Source organism: Nocardia sp. NPDC051463, assembly GCF_040681975.1.
Taxonomy (GTDB): Bacteria; Actinomycetota; Actinomycetes; order Mycobacteriales; family Mycobacteriaceae; genus Nocardia.
Genome location: NZ_JBFBAB010000003.1, coordinates 317,967 through 337,127, shown reverse-complemented (window position 1 = coordinate 337,127; position 19,161 = coordinate 317,967). Strand labels below are relative to the sequence as shown.

General features: G+C 67.1%; 14 protein-coding genes. 9 read left to right on the top strand and 5 right to left on the bottom strand.

Features of this window, described 5'->3' with window-relative positions:
* Positions 1-44: 44 nt before the first annotated feature.
* From AB0M74_RS08840 to AB0M74_RS08825, 4 genes are read left to right on the top strand one after another with little or no spacing between them, the layout of a single operon-like run.
* Complete coding sequence (locus AB0M74_RS08840) at positions 45-1,457, top strand: L-fucose/L-arabinose isomerase family protein (protein ID WP_364903560.1); 1,413 nt, start codon at positions 45-47, stop codon at positions 1,455-1,457.
* Positions 1,458-1,502: 45 nt separating this feature from the next.
* Positions 1,503-3,026, top strand: coding sequence for an FGGY-family carbohydrate kinase (locus AB0M74_RS08835; protein ID WP_364903557.1), 1,524 nt, complete (start codon positions 1,503-1,505; stop codon positions 3,024-3,026).
* 24 nt (positions 3,027-3,050) lie between these two features.
* Complete coding sequence (locus AB0M74_RS08830) at positions 3,051-3,479, top strand: thioredoxin domain-containing protein (protein WP_364903553.1); 429 nt, start codon at positions 3,051-3,053, stop codon at positions 3,477-3,479.
* Positions 3,476-4,498 carry a glycoside hydrolase family 172 protein gene (locus AB0M74_RS08825; RefSeq protein ID WP_364903550.1) on the top strand — a complete coding sequence of 341 codons (1,023 nt, stop codon included), beginning with the start codon at positions 3,476-3,478 and terminating at the stop codon, positions 4,496-4,498. The genes AB0M74_RS08830 and AB0M74_RS08825 overlap by 4 nt, the downstream gene beginning before the upstream one ends.
* A 66-nt stretch (positions 4,499-4,564) precedes the next feature.
* Here the strand turns inward: AB0M74_RS08825 and AB0M74_RS08820 are convergent, their stop codons facing one another.
* Positions 4,565-5,062 (bottom strand): hypothetical protein, encoded by a 498-nt coding sequence (locus AB0M74_RS08820; RefSeq protein ID WP_364903547.1) that lies wholly within the window; start codon positions 5,060-5,062, stop codon positions 4,565-4,567.
* Positions 5,063-5,167: 105 nt separating this feature from the next.
* Between AB0M74_RS08820 and xylB the strand changes: the two genes are divergently transcribed.
* Complete coding sequence (gene xylB / locus AB0M74_RS08815) at positions 5,168-6,580, top strand: xylulokinase (RefSeq protein WP_364903544.1); 1,413 nt, start codon at positions 5,168-5,170, stop codon at positions 6,578-6,580.
* A gap of 237 nt (positions 6,581-6,817) precedes the next feature.
* On the opposite strand, the gene AB0M74_RS08810 is transcribed toward xylB, so the two are convergent.
* The 3 genes from AB0M74_RS08810 to AB0M74_RS08800 form a co-directional block, all read right to left on the bottom strand.
* Complete coding sequence (locus AB0M74_RS08810) at positions 6,818-8,221, bottom strand: cellulase family glycosylhydrolase (protein ID WP_364903541.1); 1,404 nt, start codon at positions 8,219-8,221, stop codon at positions 6,818-6,820.
* A 717-nt stretch (positions 8,222-8,938) separates the two neighbouring features.
* Positions 8,939-9,862 carry a tyrosine-protein phosphatase gene (locus AB0M74_RS08805; RefSeq protein ID WP_364903538.1) on the bottom strand — a complete coding sequence of 308 codons (924 nt, stop codon included), beginning with the start codon at positions 9,860-9,862 and terminating at the stop codon, positions 8,939-8,941.
* A gap of 52 nt (positions 9,863-9,914) precedes the next feature.
* Positions 9,915-12,365: a PEP-utilizing enzyme gene (locus tag AB0M74_RS08800; RefSeq protein ID WP_364903535.1), complete on the bottom strand. Its 2,451-nt coding sequence runs from the start codon at positions 12,363-12,365 to the stop codon at positions 9,915-9,917.
* A 168-nt stretch (positions 12,366-12,533) separates the two neighbouring features.
* Between AB0M74_RS08800 and AB0M74_RS08795 the strand changes: the two genes are divergently transcribed.
* From AB0M74_RS08795 to AB0M74_RS08780, 4 genes are all read left to right on the top strand, one after another.
* The gene (locus AB0M74_RS08795) at positions 12,534-14,015 is read left to right on the top strand and encodes an FAD-dependent oxidoreductase (RefSeq protein ID WP_364903678.1); all 1,482 of its coding nucleotides are present in this window, start codon (positions 12,534-12,536) and stop codon (positions 14,013-14,015) included.
* A gap of 116 nt (positions 14,016-14,131) precedes the next feature.
* On the top strand, positions 14,132-15,298 hold the full coding sequence (gene hsaA, locus AB0M74_RS08790) for a 3-hydroxy-9,10-secoandrosta-1,3,5(10)-triene-9,17-dione monooxygenase oxygenase subunit (protein ID WP_364903532.1): 1,167 nt from the start codon (positions 14,132-14,134) through the stop codon (positions 15,296-15,298).
* Positions 15,298-16,149: an alpha/beta fold hydrolase gene (locus tag AB0M74_RS08785; protein ID WP_364903528.1), complete on the top strand. Its 852-nt coding sequence runs from the start codon at positions 15,298-15,300 to the stop codon at positions 16,147-16,149. The genes hsaA and AB0M74_RS08785 overlap by 1 nt, the downstream gene beginning before the upstream one ends.
* A 116-nt stretch (positions 16,150-16,265) precedes the next feature.
* A complete protein-coding gene (locus AB0M74_RS08780; protein ID WP_364903525.1) occupies positions 16,266-16,787 on the top strand; it encodes a DinB family protein in 522 nt (173 codons plus the stop codon).
* A 10-nt stretch (positions 16,788-16,797) separates the two neighbouring features.
* Here the strand turns inward: AB0M74_RS08780 and AB0M74_RS08775 are convergent, their stop codons facing one another.
* Positions 16,798-19,143, bottom strand: coding sequence for a LuxR C-terminal-related transcriptional regulator (locus AB0M74_RS08775; RefSeq protein ID WP_364903522.1), 2,346 nt, complete (start codon positions 19,141-19,143; stop codon positions 16,798-16,800).
* Between the last annotated feature and the right edge of the window lie 18 nt (positions 19,144-19,161).

Sequence of the window (19,161 nt, the reverse complement as noted above, 5' to 3'; positions counted from 1 at the left end):
GATAATCCGATCTGGGCGGGCCTGCGGATATGGAGGCGATCTGAATGGCGCGTATCGGGGTACTCAGCATTTCCGACGGTCGGCCCTATGTGCACGGCGGCATCGCCGAGTTCATCGCGGCAGCCGAGGACCGGCTCGTCTCCGGGCTCACCACGGCCGGGCACGAGGTCATCCGGGGTTCGGAAACGATCAGCACCAATGCGCTCGCCGGGTCGGTGGCGCGTGAGGTCGGCTCCGCCGGGGTGGACCTGACGGTGCTGCACTACGCGGTCTGGGCGTTCCCGCATTTCACCATGTTGGCCGCGGCCGCCACCTCGGGCCCGCTGCTGCTGCTGTCCAATATCGACCCGGTCCAGCCGGGGATGGTCGGGATGTTGGCCGCGGGCGGGGCGTTGGACCAAGTCGGTCGCGCCCACACCCGACTGTGGGGTGATCCGACCGACCCGACGCTGATCGAGGCGATCAGCGTGCAGGCCACCGCGGCGGCCGCGGTGTCCAGTCTGCGCGGGGCGACGTTCGGCCGCTTCGGCGGACGACCGATGGGGATGAACACCGCGGTGGCCAATACCGATCAGTGGCAGCGGCTGTTCGGCATCGACGTCGAAGAGATCGATCAGTGGGAGATCGTGCGACGCGCGGAGCTCGCCGACGCGGGTGAGGCAAAAGCCGCGCGGGAATGGCTGGAGCACCACACCGCAGGTGTGCACTACGACGGCGTGAAGCTGACGCCCGAACTGCTGGAGCGCCAGATCCGCTCGTATCTCGCCGTGCGTGAGCTGATCGACGAGTGGCGGCTGGACTTTTCGGGGATCAAGGGACAACCGGAACTCACGCAATATTTCGCCACCATGGATATCACCGAGGCATTCCTCAACGACCCGTACGACTGGAACGGCCCCAAACAGCCACACGTCTGTGCCACCGAGGCCGATATGGACGGCGCGCTGACCATGCAATTGCTCAAGCAAATAACTGCAGGTCCGGCACTTTTCGCCGATGTGCGGCACTACCACGCCGACCGCGATATCTGGGATCTGTGCAATTCCGGGCAGCACGCCACCTGGTTCGCCGCGCGCAGCGACGACCCGGCCGAAAACCTGGCCAAGGTGCACCTGTACCCCGAGGTGTTCTTCTTCCCTGCGGGCGGCGCCTCGGTGCACCACCTCGCGGCACCCGGTCGAATGACCCTCGCCCGCCTCACGCGCAATAACGGCGACTATCGAATGCAGTTGATGCTCGGCGAGTTCGAGAACTACGACGACGCCACCAACGAGGCCCTCATGAAGCAGTCCACGTGGGAATGGCCACATGCGTTCGCCCGCTTGGACGCGAAGGCCGAGGACTTCCTTTCCCGCTTCGGCGCCAACCACATTCATGCCGTTCCCGGCGATCATCGCGCTACGGTCCGCGCTGCTTGCACGCTGCTCGATATCACTGTCGACGAGTTCACCCGCTGAGCAGCCGTGGACCCGCAGGTTCTCCCCCGCGAGAGGCGGTAGCGCATGTATCTGGGTATCGATATCGGGACCTCCAGCTCCAAAGGGGTGCTGGTGGAACGTGATGGCACCGTGATTGCCAGAGCCGAACGAGCACACGATATTTCGTCGCCGCGCCCGGGTTGGTTCGAGCACGATGCCGAGACCGTGTGGTGGGCTGACTTCGTCGCCATCGCCGGCGAGCTGATGGACATCGCCCATCGCCTCTTCGGCAGCGACAGTCCCCCGGGCAGCCGGACCGGCGTGCACCTGCTCGATGCGCTGGCGGTCAGCGGGATCGGGCCATGCTTGCTGCCGGCCGACGCCGACGGACGTCCACTGCGACCGGCCATTCTGTATGGTGTCGACACCAGGGCAACGGCCGAGATCGCCGAGCTGAATACCGAATTCGGTGCGCAGGCGGTGATGGAGCGGGCGGGCGCACCACTGACGAGTCAAGCCGTCGGCCCGAAGCTGCGCTGGCTGGCCAGGCACGAGCCCGACATCGCGAGCCGCACCGGCATGCTGCTCATGGCGAGTTCTTTTCTCGTGCATCGGCTTACCGGCCGATACGTGCTCGATCACCAATCCGCCAGCCAATGCGTCCCGATGTACGACCTGGGCAAACGCGAGTGGGCGGCCGATTGGGCCGAGGTGGTCGCACCGGGCCTGACGCTGCCCGAACTCGCCTGGCCCACCGAGATCATCGGCCGGGTCTCCACCGCCGCGGCAGCCGCCACCGGCCTGCCCGCAGGTCTACCCGTCACCACCGGCACCATCGACGCCTGGGCCGAAGCCGCCAGCGTCGGTGTCCGGGCACCGGGCGATGCCATGATCATGTACGGCACCACCATGTTCCTGGTGCAAGTGCTCGCCGACCCGCACCCGCACCCAGGCTTGTGGGGCACCTGCGGAACCTGGCCCGGCACTTACACTCTGGCCGCCGGGATGGCGACCTCCGGCGCGGTGACCGACTGGCTGCGCCGCCTGCTCGGCGGTGATTTCGCCGACCTGGTCGCGGCTGCCGCGGAGGTGCCCGCGGGCAGTCGTGGCCTGCTCGTGCTGCCCTACTTCGCGGGTGAACGCACGCCGCTGTTCGATCCGGATGCCAGGGGCGTCATCGCAGGCCTCACCCTCGGGCACGGCCGCGCCGAGCTGTACCGGGCGGCCCTGGAAGGCATCGCCTACGGCGTTCGGCACAACCTGGAGGCAATGGTCGAGGCAGGCGGGCAGGCGCGGCGTTTGGTCGCCGTCGGAGGCGGCACCAAGGGCGGGCTCTGGACGCAGATCGTCGCGGACGTGACCGGTCTGCCACAACAACTCCCGGCCGATACGGTCGGCGCCGCGCTCGGCGATGCGCTGCTCGCGGCGGAAGCCTCGGGCACCGACACCTCCGAGTGGAATCCCGTGATCGGCGTGGTCGAACCCGATCCGGATCGCCACACTACCTACACGTCCTACTATCATCGCTACCGCGAAATGTATGAATCCACCGTGGACATCGCGCACTTCCTCGCGGACGAACAACACCGTGCCGTCCGTCACTCGTAGAACCACCGCACGTGCGAGGACACCATGCCGACACTGACACTCACCCAAGACAATTTCCACAGCACCGTCGCAGGCCATCCCATTGTGCTTGTCGACTGGTGGGCGGGCTGGTGCGGGCCGTGCCGCCAATTCGCGCCGGTCTACGAGGCTTCCTCCAACGTGCATCCCGAAATCGTGCACGGCAAGGTCGACACCGAGTCCGAGCAAGCGCTGACCGCATTGGCGAACGTCGACCGCTTCCCGACGTTGATGGGATTTCGCGAAGGGCTGCTGGTGTTCTCGCAGGCCGGTTTTCTGGCCGCGGCCGGGCTCGAAGAGGTGGTGCAACAGATCCGATGGCTGGACATGGATCAGTTCCGGGCCGCCGCCAACGCGGCGAGTCCCGTTGCCACCGCCGAGCGAATGGCAGGCCACGCGGCCGGCCCCGTCCGATACGGCTGGCCAGGTCTGTGACCTCGCCGGGGTCCGAGCTCTGGCGGCTCGACGCCGCACGCACCCGCTCGATCAGCGCGGAGAATCCGACCGGAGCACCCGGGGCAGGCGCTCGCGCGGTCGAGGGCACCGGAGCCGCCGCGGCCCGGCTGCTCGGCCCCGGCTGGAAGATCTCGCCGTCGATCGAGCTCGCGGTGGACGAAACCGCCACGCTCGCAGAGGTTTCCGGCCCCGGCGTGTTTCGCCACCTGTGGCTGACCACCGAGCGCACCGTGCTTCGGCAACTGATCCTGCGCATGTACTGGGACAACGCACCGGAGCCCGCGATCGAACTGCCGCTGGGCGACTTCTTCTGCAATGGCTGGGACGAGCTGGCACTGGTGAGTTCGGAGATGGTGGTAGTAGCGCCAGCGGGCGGACTGAACAGCTTCTGGCCCATGCCTTTTCGCCACAGCGCGCGCATCACGCTGTACAACGGCAGCGAGCGCTCGGTGCCGTTGTACTACCAGGCCACCTACACCGAGGAAGACGTCCCGAACTCGGCGGGCTATCTGAATGCCCAATGGCGGCACAGTAATCCGCTCGGCGACCCGGCCGTCCACCCGATCCTCGACACCGTATCGGGCCCCGGCCGCTACGTGGGCACCTACCTCGCCATCCAACCCGGCTCGCCCGGCTGGTGGGGCGAAGGAGAACTCAAGTTCTACCTCGACGGTGACACCACCCATCCGACCCTCTGTGGCACCGGCACCGAGGACTACTTCGGCGGCGCCTGGAATTTCGATCTCGATGGCGGCTACCGCTGCTACTCCACGCCCTACCTCGGTCTGCATCAAGTCCTGCCTCCGGACGAGATCTACCAACCGGACCAGCAGTTCGGCATGTACCGCTGGCACGTGCGGGACCCGATCTGCTTCCACCACGACTTACGCGTCACGCTGCAGGCACTCGGCTGGAGCGACGACAAGACCTATCTCCCACTCACGAAAGCGCGGATAGCCAGCACCGCCCTGTGGTACCAGAGCCCTCGAATCGGCTGACGCACCGAACGGTGGCGTCCGCGAGCCGCGGGACGGTTCACCCGAGCGGCGTCTGCGGCCCGGTTCCTAATCGATGTCGTCGATCGACAGATCAGGGATGTCCATCGCCAGCAGCTCGTCTGCCCGCGCAAGCGCCAGGTCCATGCTGGATTGGATGTCGTCGAGGACACCGAAGCCATCGAGCAGACCCTCCAGTTCACGCCGGGTGGTCTCCAGTTCCGCGATCGCGGGGTCGACCGGGAACCACGCGACGCCATCGCGCCACCAGGAGTTGCCGTCGATCCAGGCCCACATGACGTCGCGAACCAGGGCCGCATCGGGGGTGTACAGCTGGCCGAGCTCCTCCCGCGCGCCCGCGCGATGTTCGAGCTCGTAGACGCCGTCGGGCAGCAGCCGCGTCTGGATGTAGTCGTTCTCGCCGCGGCTGACGACGATGAAGGGGCATTCCGGATCGGGCGGGGCGCTGAGCAGGTCGTCCAGCAGCGGGTCCGTCAGCTGCGGCACCGTGGTCCCGTCACCGGTCCGGACGTGCACGTCGGCGTGTATGTCCGGGTCGTCGCTCACTCGCGACAGTCTGCCTCATGCCCGAGATCGGCAGCCCGACCGGACGCGGAAATCGAATGCCCGAAATCCACCGAGCGACGGCAGATCGGGGGCAGAGTATTCGGGATGGCCAAGGTCGCGGGGGTGGACAGCTCCACCCAATCATGCAAGGTCGTCGTCTGCGACGCGGATACCGGCGAGATACTGGTGCAAGCGCACGCACGGCACCCGGCGGGCACGGAAGTGCCCGCCGAATCCTGGTGGCAGGCACTGTGCGCGGCTGGAGACGGCCTCATAGATGACGTCGACGCCATTGCCGTCGCCGGTCAACAACATGGTCTTGTCGCGCTGGATTCCGATGGGCTGCCGATCCGGGATGCGCTGCTGTGGAACGACACCCGATCCGCGGACGCGGCCGAGGACTTGGTCGCCGAACTCGGCGGACCGCAGGCATGGGCCGACGCCGTCGGTAGTGTGCCGCTCGCCGCGTTCACCGTCACAAAGCTGCGCTGGATGGCCGATCACGAACCGGATCTGGCCGACCGAACGCGCCGGATCATGCTTCCGCACGACTATCTGACCTGGCGGCTACACGGCGGGCCCGGCGCGCCGGGGAACGAGCCGACCACCGATCGAGCAGACGCCTCCGGCACCGGCTACTGGTCGCCCGCGACACAGCGCTATCGCGAAGACCTTCTCGCCCTCGCCTTCCGGGGCCGGACACCCGAGGTTCCGCGCGTCGCAGGACCCGCCGAAGCCGTCGGGCGCACGCCCGGCGGTGCGCTGATCGCAGCAGGCACCGGCGACAATGCGGGCGCAGCACTCGGATTGGGTATCGAGGATGGCGACATCGTCATCTCCCTCGGTACCAGCGGCACCGCCTACACCCGTTCCCCCCGTCCCAGTGCCGATGCCACCGGCGCAATCGCCGGATTCGCCGACGCCACCGGCGCTTTCCTCCCGCTGGTGTGCACGCTCAACGCCGCCATGGTCCTCGGGTCCACTGCCGAAATGCTCGGTGTCGACCTCGCCGAACTGGAAAGTCTTGCGCGACAGGCGCCGCAGGGCGCCGAGGGCGTTGTGCTGCTGCCCTACCTGTCCGGCGAACGCACACCGAACCTCCCGCACGCGACAGGCAGCCTGCACGGACTCCGAACGCATTCCATGCGACCGAGTACGATCGCCCGCGCGGCCTTCGAGGGGATGCTCTGCAATATGGCCGAGGCGCTCGACCACCTCCGCGCCTCCGGTGTCCCGGTCCGACGCGTCCTGCTCATCGGCGGGGCCACTCGCTCCCCCCTGGTCGCCGACATCGCAGCCCAGATCTTCGGCGTCACTGTCACGGTTCCCGAACCCACCGAATACGTCGCACTCGGCGCAGCCCGTCAGGCAGCCTGGGCGCTCAGCGGCACAGCGCAGGCCCCGCGCTGGCCCGCGCGCTCGATTGCCGAGATTGCCGCACCCGACAACGGCGACTCCACCGGGGCCCTTATCCGAGCGGAGTATCAGCGAACTCGAGAATCCATATACGGCCGGTAAGCCGATGCGAACCAAGACAAGCCAGTCGGCAGGCGGTGCAGCGCCGTGGCACCGCATCCTGCCGGCCTGTCCTCCACAGCCAAAGACAGTGCACCCAAGTCGGAACACCACGGCGGATCCGATCTGGGTCCCACCAACCGAACCGGATACTTGGGCAGGATGGACCGACGGAGTCGGAGACCACTCGACGTCGTGGCGAACGCTGTCGGTGCGAACCTCAGGTGGCGGCGGTACCGGTCATCGTCGTATCACTGTCACCGTCACGGTGTCCTGTCCGGGGCTGGTGGTGAGTTGAAGTAGCCGGGCATCGGGTACCGACACGACGTCGCCGCCTTGGATTTCGACCTGGTAGCCGTCGGGGTAGTTGCTCTGCGGCAGATAAACCTCGGTGCGGGCTTCACGGGCGAACGGTTGACCGGAATCGGCGCGGCGGGCACTGTATCGGACGGTGAACGTCCCAGTCTCGCTGTCGTAGTGCCATTGCTGCGGGGTGCCTGCGATTGCCTGTGGATATGGCCTGACGAGCGCCGGGTCCATCAGGTTGGGGCCGGTCGGTGGCTCCTGGGGATGGCCAGGTGTCTGATCCTGTGGTTGGGACCAAAACAGCCAGGAAGCCATGTTGTCGTCGAATCTATCGGCGAGACGAGTCAGCCTCGCCCAATCTTTGATCGCGCCGAACTCGGTCACCAGCCCGACAACGCCCTCGGCGGCGGCGCGATCCAATCCGTTGCTCACGCAGGTGTCGATCGGGCCGAAGCAGTAGTCGTGGAAGCTCATCCCCGCGTTCGGATCGCCGGTCGGATTCGGCATCCAGTTCGGTGTACCTAAATCGTTGGTCACCGACGGCTCGTAGAACAGCAGGTGTTTCGGGTCGGCTCGGCGGATGGCGTTCATCACTTTTGCTTGGAACATCGCGAGCGCACCCCTTTCGAACTGGGGGCAGCCCTGTGGAAAGCAGGTCGGGTATTCCCAACCGGGCCACGGCTCATTGATCAGGTCGTAGCCCAGCACGTACGGTTCGTCTGCGAAGCTTTGCGCGACATGCGCCCACATAGCCGCATAGTGTTCCTGCAGTCCGACGCCATCGGGCGCGGCGTGGTCGTGCCAGAAGTTCGCCCACGTTTGATTTTGTGCGGGGCTCGTAAAGTAGACCAACGGAAAGCCGGGGTCGGGCTGCACCGGGAGCCCGTCGGTGAACGTCGCCCAGTCGGGGAACCCGCTCCAACTCGCGCCCACCGATTCGTTGAACGCGTCCTGATGGGAATCGACCAGGCTGTAGATGTTGTACCGGGCCAGCAGCTGCTGGGTTTGCTTGATCTGCGCGATGTAGTTGTCGTCGTAAACGCCGGGCTGCGGCTCGACCGCCTTCCACGCGAAACCCAGCCGCACCGCGTTGAAACCGTTCGCCGCCAGGAACTGTGCGTCATTCTCGCCGAAACCTCCGGCTGCGGGGAAGTACGGCGGATTCTTGTAGACCATATTCACCCCGTGCAAGGTGACCACCCGGCCCAGGTCGTCGGTGAGCCAGCGACCCACGTGCCCCAACTCCGGAGCCGTCGGTGTCGCCGCAGCCGGTGTGGTCAATCCCAGCAGCAGTATGACGAGCCCGAGACACCGTGCTGTCGAGGACATCATGGTCATCGCGCAAACCTTTCGACGAGTATGCGCCGACGACACTTCTCCGGCGCGGACGACTACAGCGAGAAACGCTTCATACACGGCGGCCTTACCGACCGGTCCGCAAGATGTCAGCGCCCGGAGTCGAACCGTCCTGCCGGTATGTCCCGGTACATCTGGTGCGGCAGGACCGGCTGTTTACCCACAGGCATGCCTTGGTCCTGGTGCAGTGGATCAATCCGAACAACACGATGATCGAGACCACGGCGCTGATGCGGAAATGCTATATATCGTCGGCCGGATTCGATCACGACACTCCGCTGCACCGCGACGCGGTCGCATGCCTCGACCAGTGCTCGTCACTACGTGATCCATGGTCACGCCGTCACCGTCGGTCTGGGCCTCCCCCGAACTGTTCGCGGGAGCGGATGGGGGTGGTGCTCGGCGCGCATTCCACTGCGTCAAGTCCCTTCGGTGTCGATCTCGACAACATCGAATTGCGTTCCGACGATAGGGATTTCAGCTATGGCTCCGGTTCGCTCCCGGCGGGCTCGCCAGATCCACGGCTGGTGCCGTGCAGGTGGACGCTGCCTGCAGGGAGCCTGCGTGGCGATACACGCAGCGTTTGCCGCGGATCGATAGACACGAGATGCCGGTGCCAGGCCAAGTGGCCCGACACCGGCATCTCGTGCTTCGACGGCTCAGACTCCAGTGTCTGTACCGCACAGCCGCCCAGCGTGGCTAGCTCAACAGCTTGGTCTTCAGTGCCGCGACGGTTGCCTCGTCGACACCGAGCCCGTCGCTGAGGAAGCTCTCGAACGAGCCGTAGGACTGACGCACCTCGTCGAACGCCGCATCCAGATAGTCACGCTGCACGCCGACAATGGGCTCCCACAATGCACGATCGGCAACCAGCCCCTGTGCGACCAGCGCATCCAGCAGTGCCTTGTTGCCCGCGGCCAGATTGTCGTTGGACTCGAGGAAGTCGTTGTAGATCTGCCCCTTCGGGACATCGAGTGCACTCATCAGGATCGCGGTCATCCAGCCGGTGCGATCCTTGCCCGCGGTGCAGTGATAGAGCACCCCATCCTGCGCAGTGGCGATGTCCTTGAAAGCCGCGGCGAACTGGGCCCGCGCGGTCGGATTCGTGACAAACCAGCGGTAGTAGGTACGCATGATCTCGGCGCCCTTACCGTCACCGAGCGCGTCCTGCTGGGCGGCTGGTCCGGCCTGGATCAGCCGCGACACCATCACGAAGAAGTCGTTGGCCGGATCATAGACAGGCTGCTCGGTGCGGCGAATCGACGCGGGCAGGCGGTCGGGATCGCGGCCGGCCTCGATGGGGCTGCGGAAGTCGATCACCTGACCGATCTTCAGCGAGACCAGCTTCTGCTGTTCGCCGTCATCCAGTTTGGCCAGTGCATCGGTGCGGAAGACGACACCAGTGCGCAGCTTGCTGCCGCCCTTGGCCGGGTAGCCGCCGATGTCCCTGGCATTGGGCGCGTGCGGGAGCCCGAGCGAGCGGTCGTGCTTGCCGGGCGACTGCAGCATCGGGGCCGCTGCGGCCGGAGCCGACAGCACCGGGACCGCGGTGGCCGGGAAAATACCGACCACCGTGGCGGCGGTTGCCACCAGGGCACCGCGTAAGACGCGCGAGAGTGTCACGAGGGGTGTTCCTTTCCACAATGAGCCGGAGAGAATGTTTCCGGCCCAAGCTCTACTGCGCGGCCGCGAGCAGCGTCACGGTGCCTGCGGCACCGTCGACACGAACAAGCTGGCCGTCGGACAGGCTGGTGGTGGCGGTCTTGGTGTCCACCACGCACGGGATGCCGAATTCGCGGGCCACGATCGCGGCATGGGAGGCCGAGCCGCCGATATCGGTGATCACCGCGGCGGCGTAGGCGAACATCGCGGTATGCCCGGTGTCGGTCACCGAGGCCACCAGGATGTCGCCGGGTTCGATGTCGTCGTCGAGCGACAGCACCAGCTTCACCCGGCCCTCCACCACACCCGCGCACACCCCGATACCGGTCAGGCTCTCGTCGGTGCCGAGTGCACCGCCGTCCGCGGCCGGTTCCCAGTGTCCGGCAATGACGTCCGGCATCCGCAGGCCCTGCAGTCTGATGCGTTCGGCGCGCCTGCGCGCGACCTTCTCGGCGACATCGGCCGGGGGGCAGAAGATTTCGTCCAGCGTCAGGTAGCAGACGTCGTCGGTCTCCCGCAATCGCCCGGCGCGGACGAGGCGGTCCGCGCGCTCGCGCACCACGAGTCGCAAGCAATGGGTGATCCGCACGACGCCGTCGCGGGCGCGTTCCCGTGCGACAGTAGCTCCCGCAGCCATCTTCGCGGTGCGACTCGGCGCGGCATCGACGGGTGCGCGTGTGGGCGCGGGCATTTGTGCCGCGCGGGCCGCCGCACTCACCAACAGGGCAGGCCGGTCCCCGAAGGTCGGGTTGATCAGTTCGCATTCACCGGGACCGCGGTGCCCGATCTTCCCGAGTTCCGCATCGAGAGCGGCGGCGAAATCAGGCGAAATCGCCCGTGCCGCTGCGATATCGCCGGCTCGGGCCGCCTCGTAGAGGTCGACATCGACACGGCACAGCTGCGCGAGCCGTTCGACCGCGAGCATGGGCTTCGCCGACTCCAGGCGGTTCAGATCAATGGGCACCTCGCCCGCGTCCTTGCCTCGGGCATGCACGGCGGTGGCAGCGCCGGTCATCATCACCCCGATCGAGGCGGCCTGCCAGGCTTGATGCAGCCGGTCACGCCACAGCAGCGCGCGCACGTGCAGCTGCTCATCGGTCAGTTCACGAATCTGTTCGGCGCTCAACGCCTCTGCATGCGAGGCCGCATTGATCACTTCCGCGGACTTCCGGAAGCGGGTCGCGGTGGTCAGAACGCGGGCGGTCGCGCGCAAGGTCGCCACGGTGCTCGCGAAGCCGGTGGGCATCGGCGGCTTGCCGTGGGGCTGCAAGGCGATCTCGGCGGGGATATTGCCGTAGGCGTCGCGGCGAATGCTCTCCTCGTCCCAGCCCGGCATGTTCTCGGCGGCGAGTACGCCGATCGAGGCGTTGATGTAGACATGATGACCGAGCACGGTGGTGACGCGACTCGTCCAGTGCTCCAAGGCGATTCCGTCGAGGGCGATCATGGTGCCCATGGCCTCGTTGGCGAGGCGGATCGCGCCTGTGTGCAGGTCGATCGTCAGCGGGGTCATCGGGCCGGGCAGCGCTTCGGAGGTATTGGTCGCGGTGTGCACCGGGTAGCGCTCGTCGACCCGATCGTCGAACTCGCCCTCGAGACCCTCGGGTGCGATAGTGGCCAGCCGATGGTTGTCCGAGGTCGCGGCACGTGACGGAATGACGTGTGACGGCAAGGGAATCGCCCCGCGCCGGGTGCGGAATCCACCGCCATCGGGCTTGCGGCCGACCAGCCCGCGCACCAGGTCGGCGATGACCTCGCGAGCGGTCCAGCCGCAGCGGAAGCCCCACTGTTCTTGTGCCGCGGTCGGATCGAGCAGCTCCCGACGGGCCGACCAGCCCGGCACCCAGGCGGAGTAGCGCACGCCCGCCGCGCGCATCATGCCGTGTACTTCGTTCTTCGTGACAACACCGGAGGCGGCGAGCTCCACGATCTCCAGACCCTCGACCCGCAGCCGGTTCGGCAGGGTAGTGGCGGCGATGACCAGGAATCGATCCAGGTCATCGCTGTGTAGCACTTGGAATCCGTCGTCGGATCGCGACCCGAGAATCGGCTCGAGTGCCCGCCGGGTCTCGGACCCGATCCGGCGACCGGCGACCGGCGCGATGCGCACCAGCAGCCCGTCGGCGCCCGATGTCCGCAGGGTCGTCGACACCTCATGCTCCGACATCCGCGCCGAGCGCGCGCCCGTGACAGCCGGAATCACCACGCGCGCATCAGCTTTGCGTGCCGCGGCGGCTATCTGCGCCACCCCCTTGTCGGCCAGATGCACAATGGCCGCACATCCTTCGACGGCTCGGGCACAATCTCCGGCATCGGCAGGATCGCCGGCGATGAACTGCACCCGGGGATCGACGTGGCGATGCCACCGGCGGTCCAGGCCGACCACTTCGTGCCCGGCGGCCAACAGCATGCGCGCCACCCCGCGACCGCTCGGCTCGGTGATTCCGGTGACCAGGACCCGCATCGATATCCTCTCCTCATCGGCGTCGGGATACACAACGTGACGCCGTTCACACACCATCACCAGTGCGCCGCCGGAGGACCGGATTCAGTCCCACTGACCGGGAGGGCCGAGTCGGCTACCGAGATGGTCGATACCGTCGCCCGCCCTGCGGCCGGAAATGTCGGGCCGATGACGGTCCGGAATTCGGTGGCGCCGCGCGCCACCGCTGAGGTGAACCACTACGACATCGAGACCGACGTACTGGTCGTCGGCTACGGCTGTGCCGGTGCGTCAGCGGCGTTCGAGGCGGCGCACACCGGCGCCGACGTGCTGGTGCTCGACCGGGCGGGTGGTGCGGGCGGGGCATCGGCCATGTCCGGCGGTGAGATCTACCTCGGCGGCGGCACTCCGATCCAGCAGGCCTGCGGATTCGACGACAGCCCCGAACAGATGGCGGCCTTCCTGCTTGCCGCGCTCGGGCCGGGCGCCGACGAGCAGAAGATCACGCACTACAGCGAGCACAGCGTGGCGCATTTCCATTGGCTGGTCGATCGTGGCGTGCCGTTCACACCTCGCTTGTGGGATTCGCCCGCGTGGGTGCCGCCCACTGACGACGGACTGATGTGGCTCGGCGAGAACAGCTGGCCGTTCACCGAAATCGCCACCCCGGCACCGCGCGGCCACCGGCCGACGGCGAACGACTTCGGTGGCAGGCTGCTGATGGACACCCTGGTCGATGCGGCCGAATCTGCTGGCGCGACAGCACAATACGACACCTACGTCACCAATCTGATTATCGGCGCGGACGGCGGCGTCGTCGGTGCGGTGGCACGCCGCTACGGCAAAGAGCTCACCATCCGGGCTCGGCGCGGATGCGTGCTGACCACAGGTGGTTTCGTCGACAACGACGACATGCTCGCCGCCAACGCACCACGCTTGCTCGGACACACCAAGGTCAGTGCGGGCACCGACGACGGCAGCGGGATCCGACTGGCGCAGGCTGCGGGCGCTGCGGTTCGGCACATGGCGGCCGGGCAGGTCGGCATCTCACTCGTTCCCGCCTTCGCCGCGCGTGGGATGATCGTCAACGAGCACGGCAGCCGATTCATCAACGAAGACACCTATCCCGGACGCATCGGCCAGGCGGCACTGTTCCGGCAGGACATGAAGGTGTGGGTGGTGCTCGACGAGCAGGGCTACGACGAGGTGCCGGAACGGGAACGCTGGGGCGTTCGTCCGACACATGTCGCCGAATCGGCGGCCGAGCTGGACGACCTGCTCGGCCTGGCACCGGGCGCGCTGACCACCCAGATCCAGCGATACAACGACTTCGCCGCACGCGGCGCAGATCCCGATTTCCACAAGTCCGAACGCTGGCTGCGTCCACTCACCCCGCCGCTGGCCGCGATCGATATCAAAGCCGGCGTCCGCCCACCCGCGGAATCCGGCAACCGCCGCGGCACGGGCGCTTCTGTGTTCACCCTCGGCGGCCTGCATACCACCATCGACGGCCAGGTGCTCGATCTCGACGGTGCACCCATCCCCGGCCTGTTCGCCGCGGGCCGCGCGAGCTCCGGTCTGCACGGCGAGGGCTACATCAGCGGCACCTCCCTCGGCGACGGCACCTTCTTCGGCCGCAAAGCCGGAACAGCCGCGGCCGCGAACATCTGACCGGCCGACACGGTTCCGATCACCGGGACTGTCGCCGTTGCACCGCCCCGGACGCACATAGCGTCAGAGCATGGCGCTTTTCGCGTCGCAGCCAGAACCACAGGAGGACACCCGTCATGACCAACAAGGTGCTCGATCGGGTCCGGGATCTGCTTCCGGCGATCCGGGAGCGAGCCGCGGATACCGACGCGCAGCGGCGCGTTCCCGTGGCGAGCATCAAAGAGCTGACCGAGGCCGGGGTGTACCGGATGTTGCAGCCATCGCGCTTCGGCGGCGACGAGGTCTCGCCCGTCGCGTTCTACGAGGTCATTCGTGCGATCGCCTCCGCGTGCCCGTCCACCGGGTGGGTCTCCTCGGTGCTCGGCGTGCATCCGTGGCAGCTCGCACTGTTCCCGTTGCAGGCACAGGAAGAGGTGTGGGGCGCGGATTCCGACACCTTGATCTCGTCGTCCTACGCCCCGACCGGGCGGCTCACTCCCGTCGAGGGCGGCTACGAGGTCAGCGGCCGGTGGAGTTTCTCCTCCGGATGTGACCACGCGCAATGGGCTTTCCTCGGCGCGCTCGCGCCGGACGAGAACGGCAATCCCCGTGACTACTTGACGATTCTGGTACCGCGCGCGGACTACCTGATCGATGATGTGTGGCATGTCGTCGGCCTGTCCGGCACCGGCAGCAACGACATCGTGATCGAAAAGGCGTTCGTGCCTCACCACCGTGCGTACAGCGCCACCGAGCAGTCTCAGCTGCGCGGACCGGGCCAAGAGGCCAATCCTGCTGCGCTGTACAAGATTCCGTTCGCCGGGGTGTTCTCCAACACCATCACCGCGCCGATCATCGGCGCCGCACAGGGCGCCTATCAGGCGCACATCGAGATGATGCGGGAGCGGGTGCGGCTGTCCTACGGCGGGCAGAAGGTCGCCGAAGACGGTTTCGCGCATGTGCGGGTCGCCCGCGCCGGCTCCGAGATCGATGCCGCGATCCTGCAGATGGAGCGCAATATCTCCGAGCAATTGCGCTATGCCGAAGCGGGCGAGGAGATTCCGGACGAGGTGCGCCTACGCACCCGCCGTGACCAGGTGCGTGGCACCGAACGCGCGATCGCGGCGATCGAGCTGCTGTTCGATAATTCCGGCGGCCATTCGATTCGCAAACCCAATACGATCGAACGGCATTGGCGCGACGCCCATGCGGGCAGCGTGCACGTGATCAACGACGTGGAGCGCGCTTTGGCGATGTTCGGCCGCGGCGAGTTCGGGCTGCCGGTCGAAGATCGGATGGTGTGATGCTCAGCGCCGAGGTGACCAGTCGCCACATCACCGTAGACGGGTTGAAACTCCGCTACCACGAGGCAGGGTCGGGTCCGCCACTGTTGCTGCTGCACGGCTCCGGACCCGGCGTGTCCGGGTGGGCGAACTTCGGCGGCAATCTGCCCGTGCTCGCCGAGCACTTCCGCTGCCTGATCCTCGATCAGCCCGGCTTCGGCGCCAGCGAGCGACCGGAGGTGTACGAGCGCAACTATCTGCGCATTTCCGCCGATGCGGTGATCGGCATGTTGGATCAACTGGAGTTGCCCCGGGTGCACCTGCTCGGCAATTCCATGGGCGGCGCGGTAGCGACGCTGATCGCGCTCGAGCATCCCGATCGCGTCGAGCGCCTCGTCCTCATGGCCCCCGGCGGCGTCGGGGTCAATGTGCTCGGACCCGAGCCGTCGGAGGGAATTCGGAGACTGCTGGAGTTCACCGCGGATCCCACCCGCGAGCGGGTGCTGAGCTGGCTGCGCACCATGGTTTTCGACGAGGCGGTGCTCACCGACGAACTGGTCGACGACCGGCTCGTCGCGGCCTCGGCTCCCGCCGCGATCGCGGCCATCACAGACGCATACCGCACCTTCGCGAACCCGGCGTTCGCCGAACCGATGCCGCTGTGGGCACGGCTGCGGAACCTGCGGCACGAAGTGCTGATGCTATGGGGCCGCGACGACCGGGTCACGCCGGTCGAGGGTGCGCTGCTGCCGTCCCGGCAGCTGCCCAACGCCGACCTGCGGCTGTTCGGCCGGTGCGGGCACTGGGTCCAGATCGAGCGGAAAAAAGCGTTCGAACGCGCGGTCGTCGACTTCCTGAATGCGGGCCTGTAGGCGGCCGTCACCAGCCACGACAGCCGCCACACCGATGCCGCGGCGCCGATCGGCGCCGCGGCATCGGGCCGTTCATTCGCAGGCTGTGTCCGACGGTTTCGGGTTACAGTCGGCCGGTGACGTGGACCGCTCCTGACATCGACCGAGGCAAGACACCACTTATCGCCGATGAGCGTCAGATGCTGCGGGCGTGGCTCGATTTCCACCGTCAGACACTGCTGCTCAAGTGCGCGAGACTCAATTCCGAGCAGCTCAAACAACGGTGTGTCGCACCGTCCTCGCTATCGTTGCTCGGCCTGGTCCGGCACCTGAGCGAGGTGGAAGGCGGATGGTTCCGCACCGGCGCGGGTGGCGAAACGCTGGACTACCTCTACTGCAGCACGGACAATCCTGACGGCGACTTCGACGACATCCTCGAGGCCGACGCTGCCGCGGATTTCGCGGCCTATCATCGTGAAATCGAACTGGCCGATGCCGCTGTCGCCGACCTGCCGCTCGATCACACATTCATTCATCCCCGGCACCCGACCGAGTACAGCCTGCGCTGGGTCTACGTGCACATGATCGAGGAATACGCCCGCCACAACGGCCACGCCGACTTCCTGCGCGAACGTATCGACGGCGCCACCGGCGACTGACCGCGCCGATTCAGCTCGGATTCTGGCTGACCCAGCCCGCGATCTGCGTTCGGGAGGTGAACCCGAGTTTGGTGAGGATGTGGTCGACGTGGCTCTCGGCGGTGCGGATCGAGATGACGAGCTCGCTCGCGATGCCCTTGTTGCTGTAGCCCGCGGCGATCAATCGGGCCACATCCCGCTCCCGTCGGGTGAGCACATCGGCGGCAACGGCTTTCGCCGGCGCGGCGGCCGGTTTGGTCTCGCTGCCCAACGCGTAGTCGATGGCTTCGTCCAGCCCGAGCGCGGCGCCCGCGTCGAAGGCGGTACGGAACTCCTTGTCCCCCATCGCGACACGCACTTGCTCGCGGACCTTGTCCCCGACCGCCTGGGTCATCGCATGCGCTAGCCGCTGGGTGCTGCCGTACCGGACCGTCGACGCCGCGCCCATCAGCCTGGCCGCGCGGATCCGATCACCGTCGGCGGCGGCGACCCACGCCAGTCCGTCGAAGCCGGATGCGGTCCACACGCAACGGTCGAAGAGCCGAAACAGCTCGACCGCCCGCCGCAGCGCACCGATCGCCTTGTCCTGGTTGCCTTTACGCCATTGATCGGTCCCCACCGCCCAGTACCCGAGGCCACCGAGCAGGTGCGAACCGTGCTCGGCGGTCTCGGCGAGGAAGCGCTCCGCGATGGCACCGGCGCGGGCATCTTCGAGCACCAGCGCGCAGACATAGGCGAACGCGAGGCTTTCCATCTCCGCACCGTGATGCGCACATTCGCGGGCCCGATCCGCGGCCGATTCCGCGATATCGAGAGCGCGGCGCGGATCGGCATCAGTGAATGCCAGCAACGCTGACAGCAGCGTGGCCTCCACCAGCACCTCGACCGCATTCAATTCCGTGGCGATCTGGACGCATTCGCCGGCGAATCGCGTTGCCTCGGCAGTGTCGGAGAGCATGGCCGCGATGACCGACGCCGCCGCGAGCGCCCGAGCCCGATCGGTGGTGTGTTCCAGGTCCTTGTCCAGCGCGTCGCGCAGCCAGCGATAGCCCTCGAGCAGGAACCGGTAGTGCTCCCAGAACGGTCGCAGTTCGGTGGCGATCTGCAGCCCGCGATGCGCGCCGTCCGGGTCGGCCAGCGAGAATTGCAGTGCCGCACGCATATTGGCGTGTTCGCGGGTCACATCACGGAACCAGGTGACGTCCTGGCCGCCCCAGTAATCGGTACGTCCGCGTTGGGCGACCCGATAGTAGTAGTCACCATGCCTGATCCGGACCGTGTGCTCATCGCCGTGCGCCGTCAACCGGGCCAACGCGAATTGCCGCAGCGGCTCGAGCATGGTGTACCGGCCGGTGCCGTCACTATCGTGCCGGTGATTGAGCACCGACTTCTCCACCAATCCGGTCAGTGCATCCAGCAGCGCGTCCTGCGGATCGACCAGGCAGACCGCCTCGGCGGCCTCCAGGTCGAAGCCACCGGCGAATACCGCGAGCTGCTCCCACAGGCGCTGCTCATCGGCCGTGCACAGGTCGTAGCTCCACCGAATCGCGGCTTCCAGGGTTTGCTGCCGTTCCGGCGCGGTGCGCAGCCCTGTGGTGAGCAAGCGCATCGCATCGTCCAGCCGCGCGAGCACCTGGTGGGGTGTGAACATTCGCAACCGCAGCGCTGCCAACTCCAGGGCGAGCGGGATCCCCTCCAACCGACGACAGATCGCGGCGAGTGCGCCGCGATTGGCGTCGGTCACCCGGAATTCCGGATTGGCCGCTGCGGCACGTTCGATGAGTAACCGCAGCGCCTCGCTGTCGACAGAACCGGCCTCGACAGCCATATCGGAGCCTTCATCCAGGTCGGGCACCGGCAGCGGAGCCACCGGCATCACCTGTTCCCCGGAAACACCGAGCGGCTCTCGGCTCGTCGCGAGAATCCGCACCTGGGCCGTGGCCGGAATCAGCCGATCGACCAGCGCCGCGCACGCATCGATGAGGTGCTCGCAGTTGTCGAGAATCAGCAGCAGGCTCTTGTCGGCCAGGAACTCCGTCAACCCGGCCAGCGGCACACTCGTGTCATCGCGCAACCCGAGCGCCTGCGCGACGCTGAATGCGACCAGTTCCCCGTCGCTGACGTGCGCCACCTCGACCAGCCACACCCCGTCCGGGAACGCGCGACGCACCGCCTCCCCGACCCGCCTGCTCAGCCGCGTCTTGCCCACCCCGCCCGGCCCGGTCAGCGTGAGCAGCCGCGTGCTGGCCAGCAGCTTCCTGGCCGCGGCAACCTCCGCGGCCCGACCGACGAAGCTCGTCACCTCAGCGGGGAGGTTCCCTGACACGTGCCGCACCACGCTGGATACCTTCGCACGAGCGCCGCCGATATCGGGCATTTTGCCCAAGATGTCGCA

What these genes read in the sequence shown, in the direction of transcription:
- AB0M74_RS08785 (WP_364903528.1), top strand. Translation starts at nt 15,298, where the DNA reads ATGCTCAGCGCCGAGGTGACCAGTCGCCACATCACCGTAGACGGGTTG.
- hsaA (WP_364903532.1), top strand. Translation starts at nt 14,132, where the DNA reads ATGACCAACAAGGTGCTCGATCGGGTCCGGGATCTGCTTCCGGCGATC.
- AB0M74_RS08840 (WP_364903560.1), top strand. Translation starts at nt 45, where the DNA reads ATGGCGCGTATCGGGGTACTCAGCATTTCCGACGGTCGGCCCTATGTG.
- AB0M74_RS08835 (WP_364903557.1), top strand. Translation starts at nt 1,503, where the DNA reads ATGTATCTGGGTATCGATATCGGGACCTCCAGCTCCAAAGGGGTGCTG.
- xylB (WP_364903544.1), top strand. Translation starts at nt 5,168, where the DNA reads ATGGCCAAGGTCGCGGGGGTGGACAGCTCCACCCAATCATGCAAGGTC.
- AB0M74_RS08810 (WP_364903541.1), bottom strand. Translation starts at nt 8,221, where the DNA reads ATGACCATGATGTCCTCGACAGCACGGTGTCTCGGGCTCGTCATACTG.
- AB0M74_RS08775 (WP_364903522.1), bottom strand. Translation starts at nt 19,143, where the DNA reads ATGCCCGATATCGGCGGCGCTCGTGCGAAGGTATCCAGCGTGGTGCGG.
- AB0M74_RS08800 (WP_364903535.1), bottom strand. Translation starts at nt 12,365, where the DNA reads ATGCGGGTCCTGGTCACCGGAATCACCGAGCCGAGCGGTCGCGGGGTG.
- AB0M74_RS08795 (WP_364903678.1), top strand. Translation starts at nt 12,534, where the DNA reads ATGACGGTCCGGAATTCGGTGGCGCCGCGCGCCACCGCTGAGGTGAAC.
- AB0M74_RS08830 (WP_364903553.1), top strand. Translation starts at nt 3,051, where the DNA reads ATGCCGACACTGACACTCACCCAAGACAATTTCCACAGCACCGTCGCA.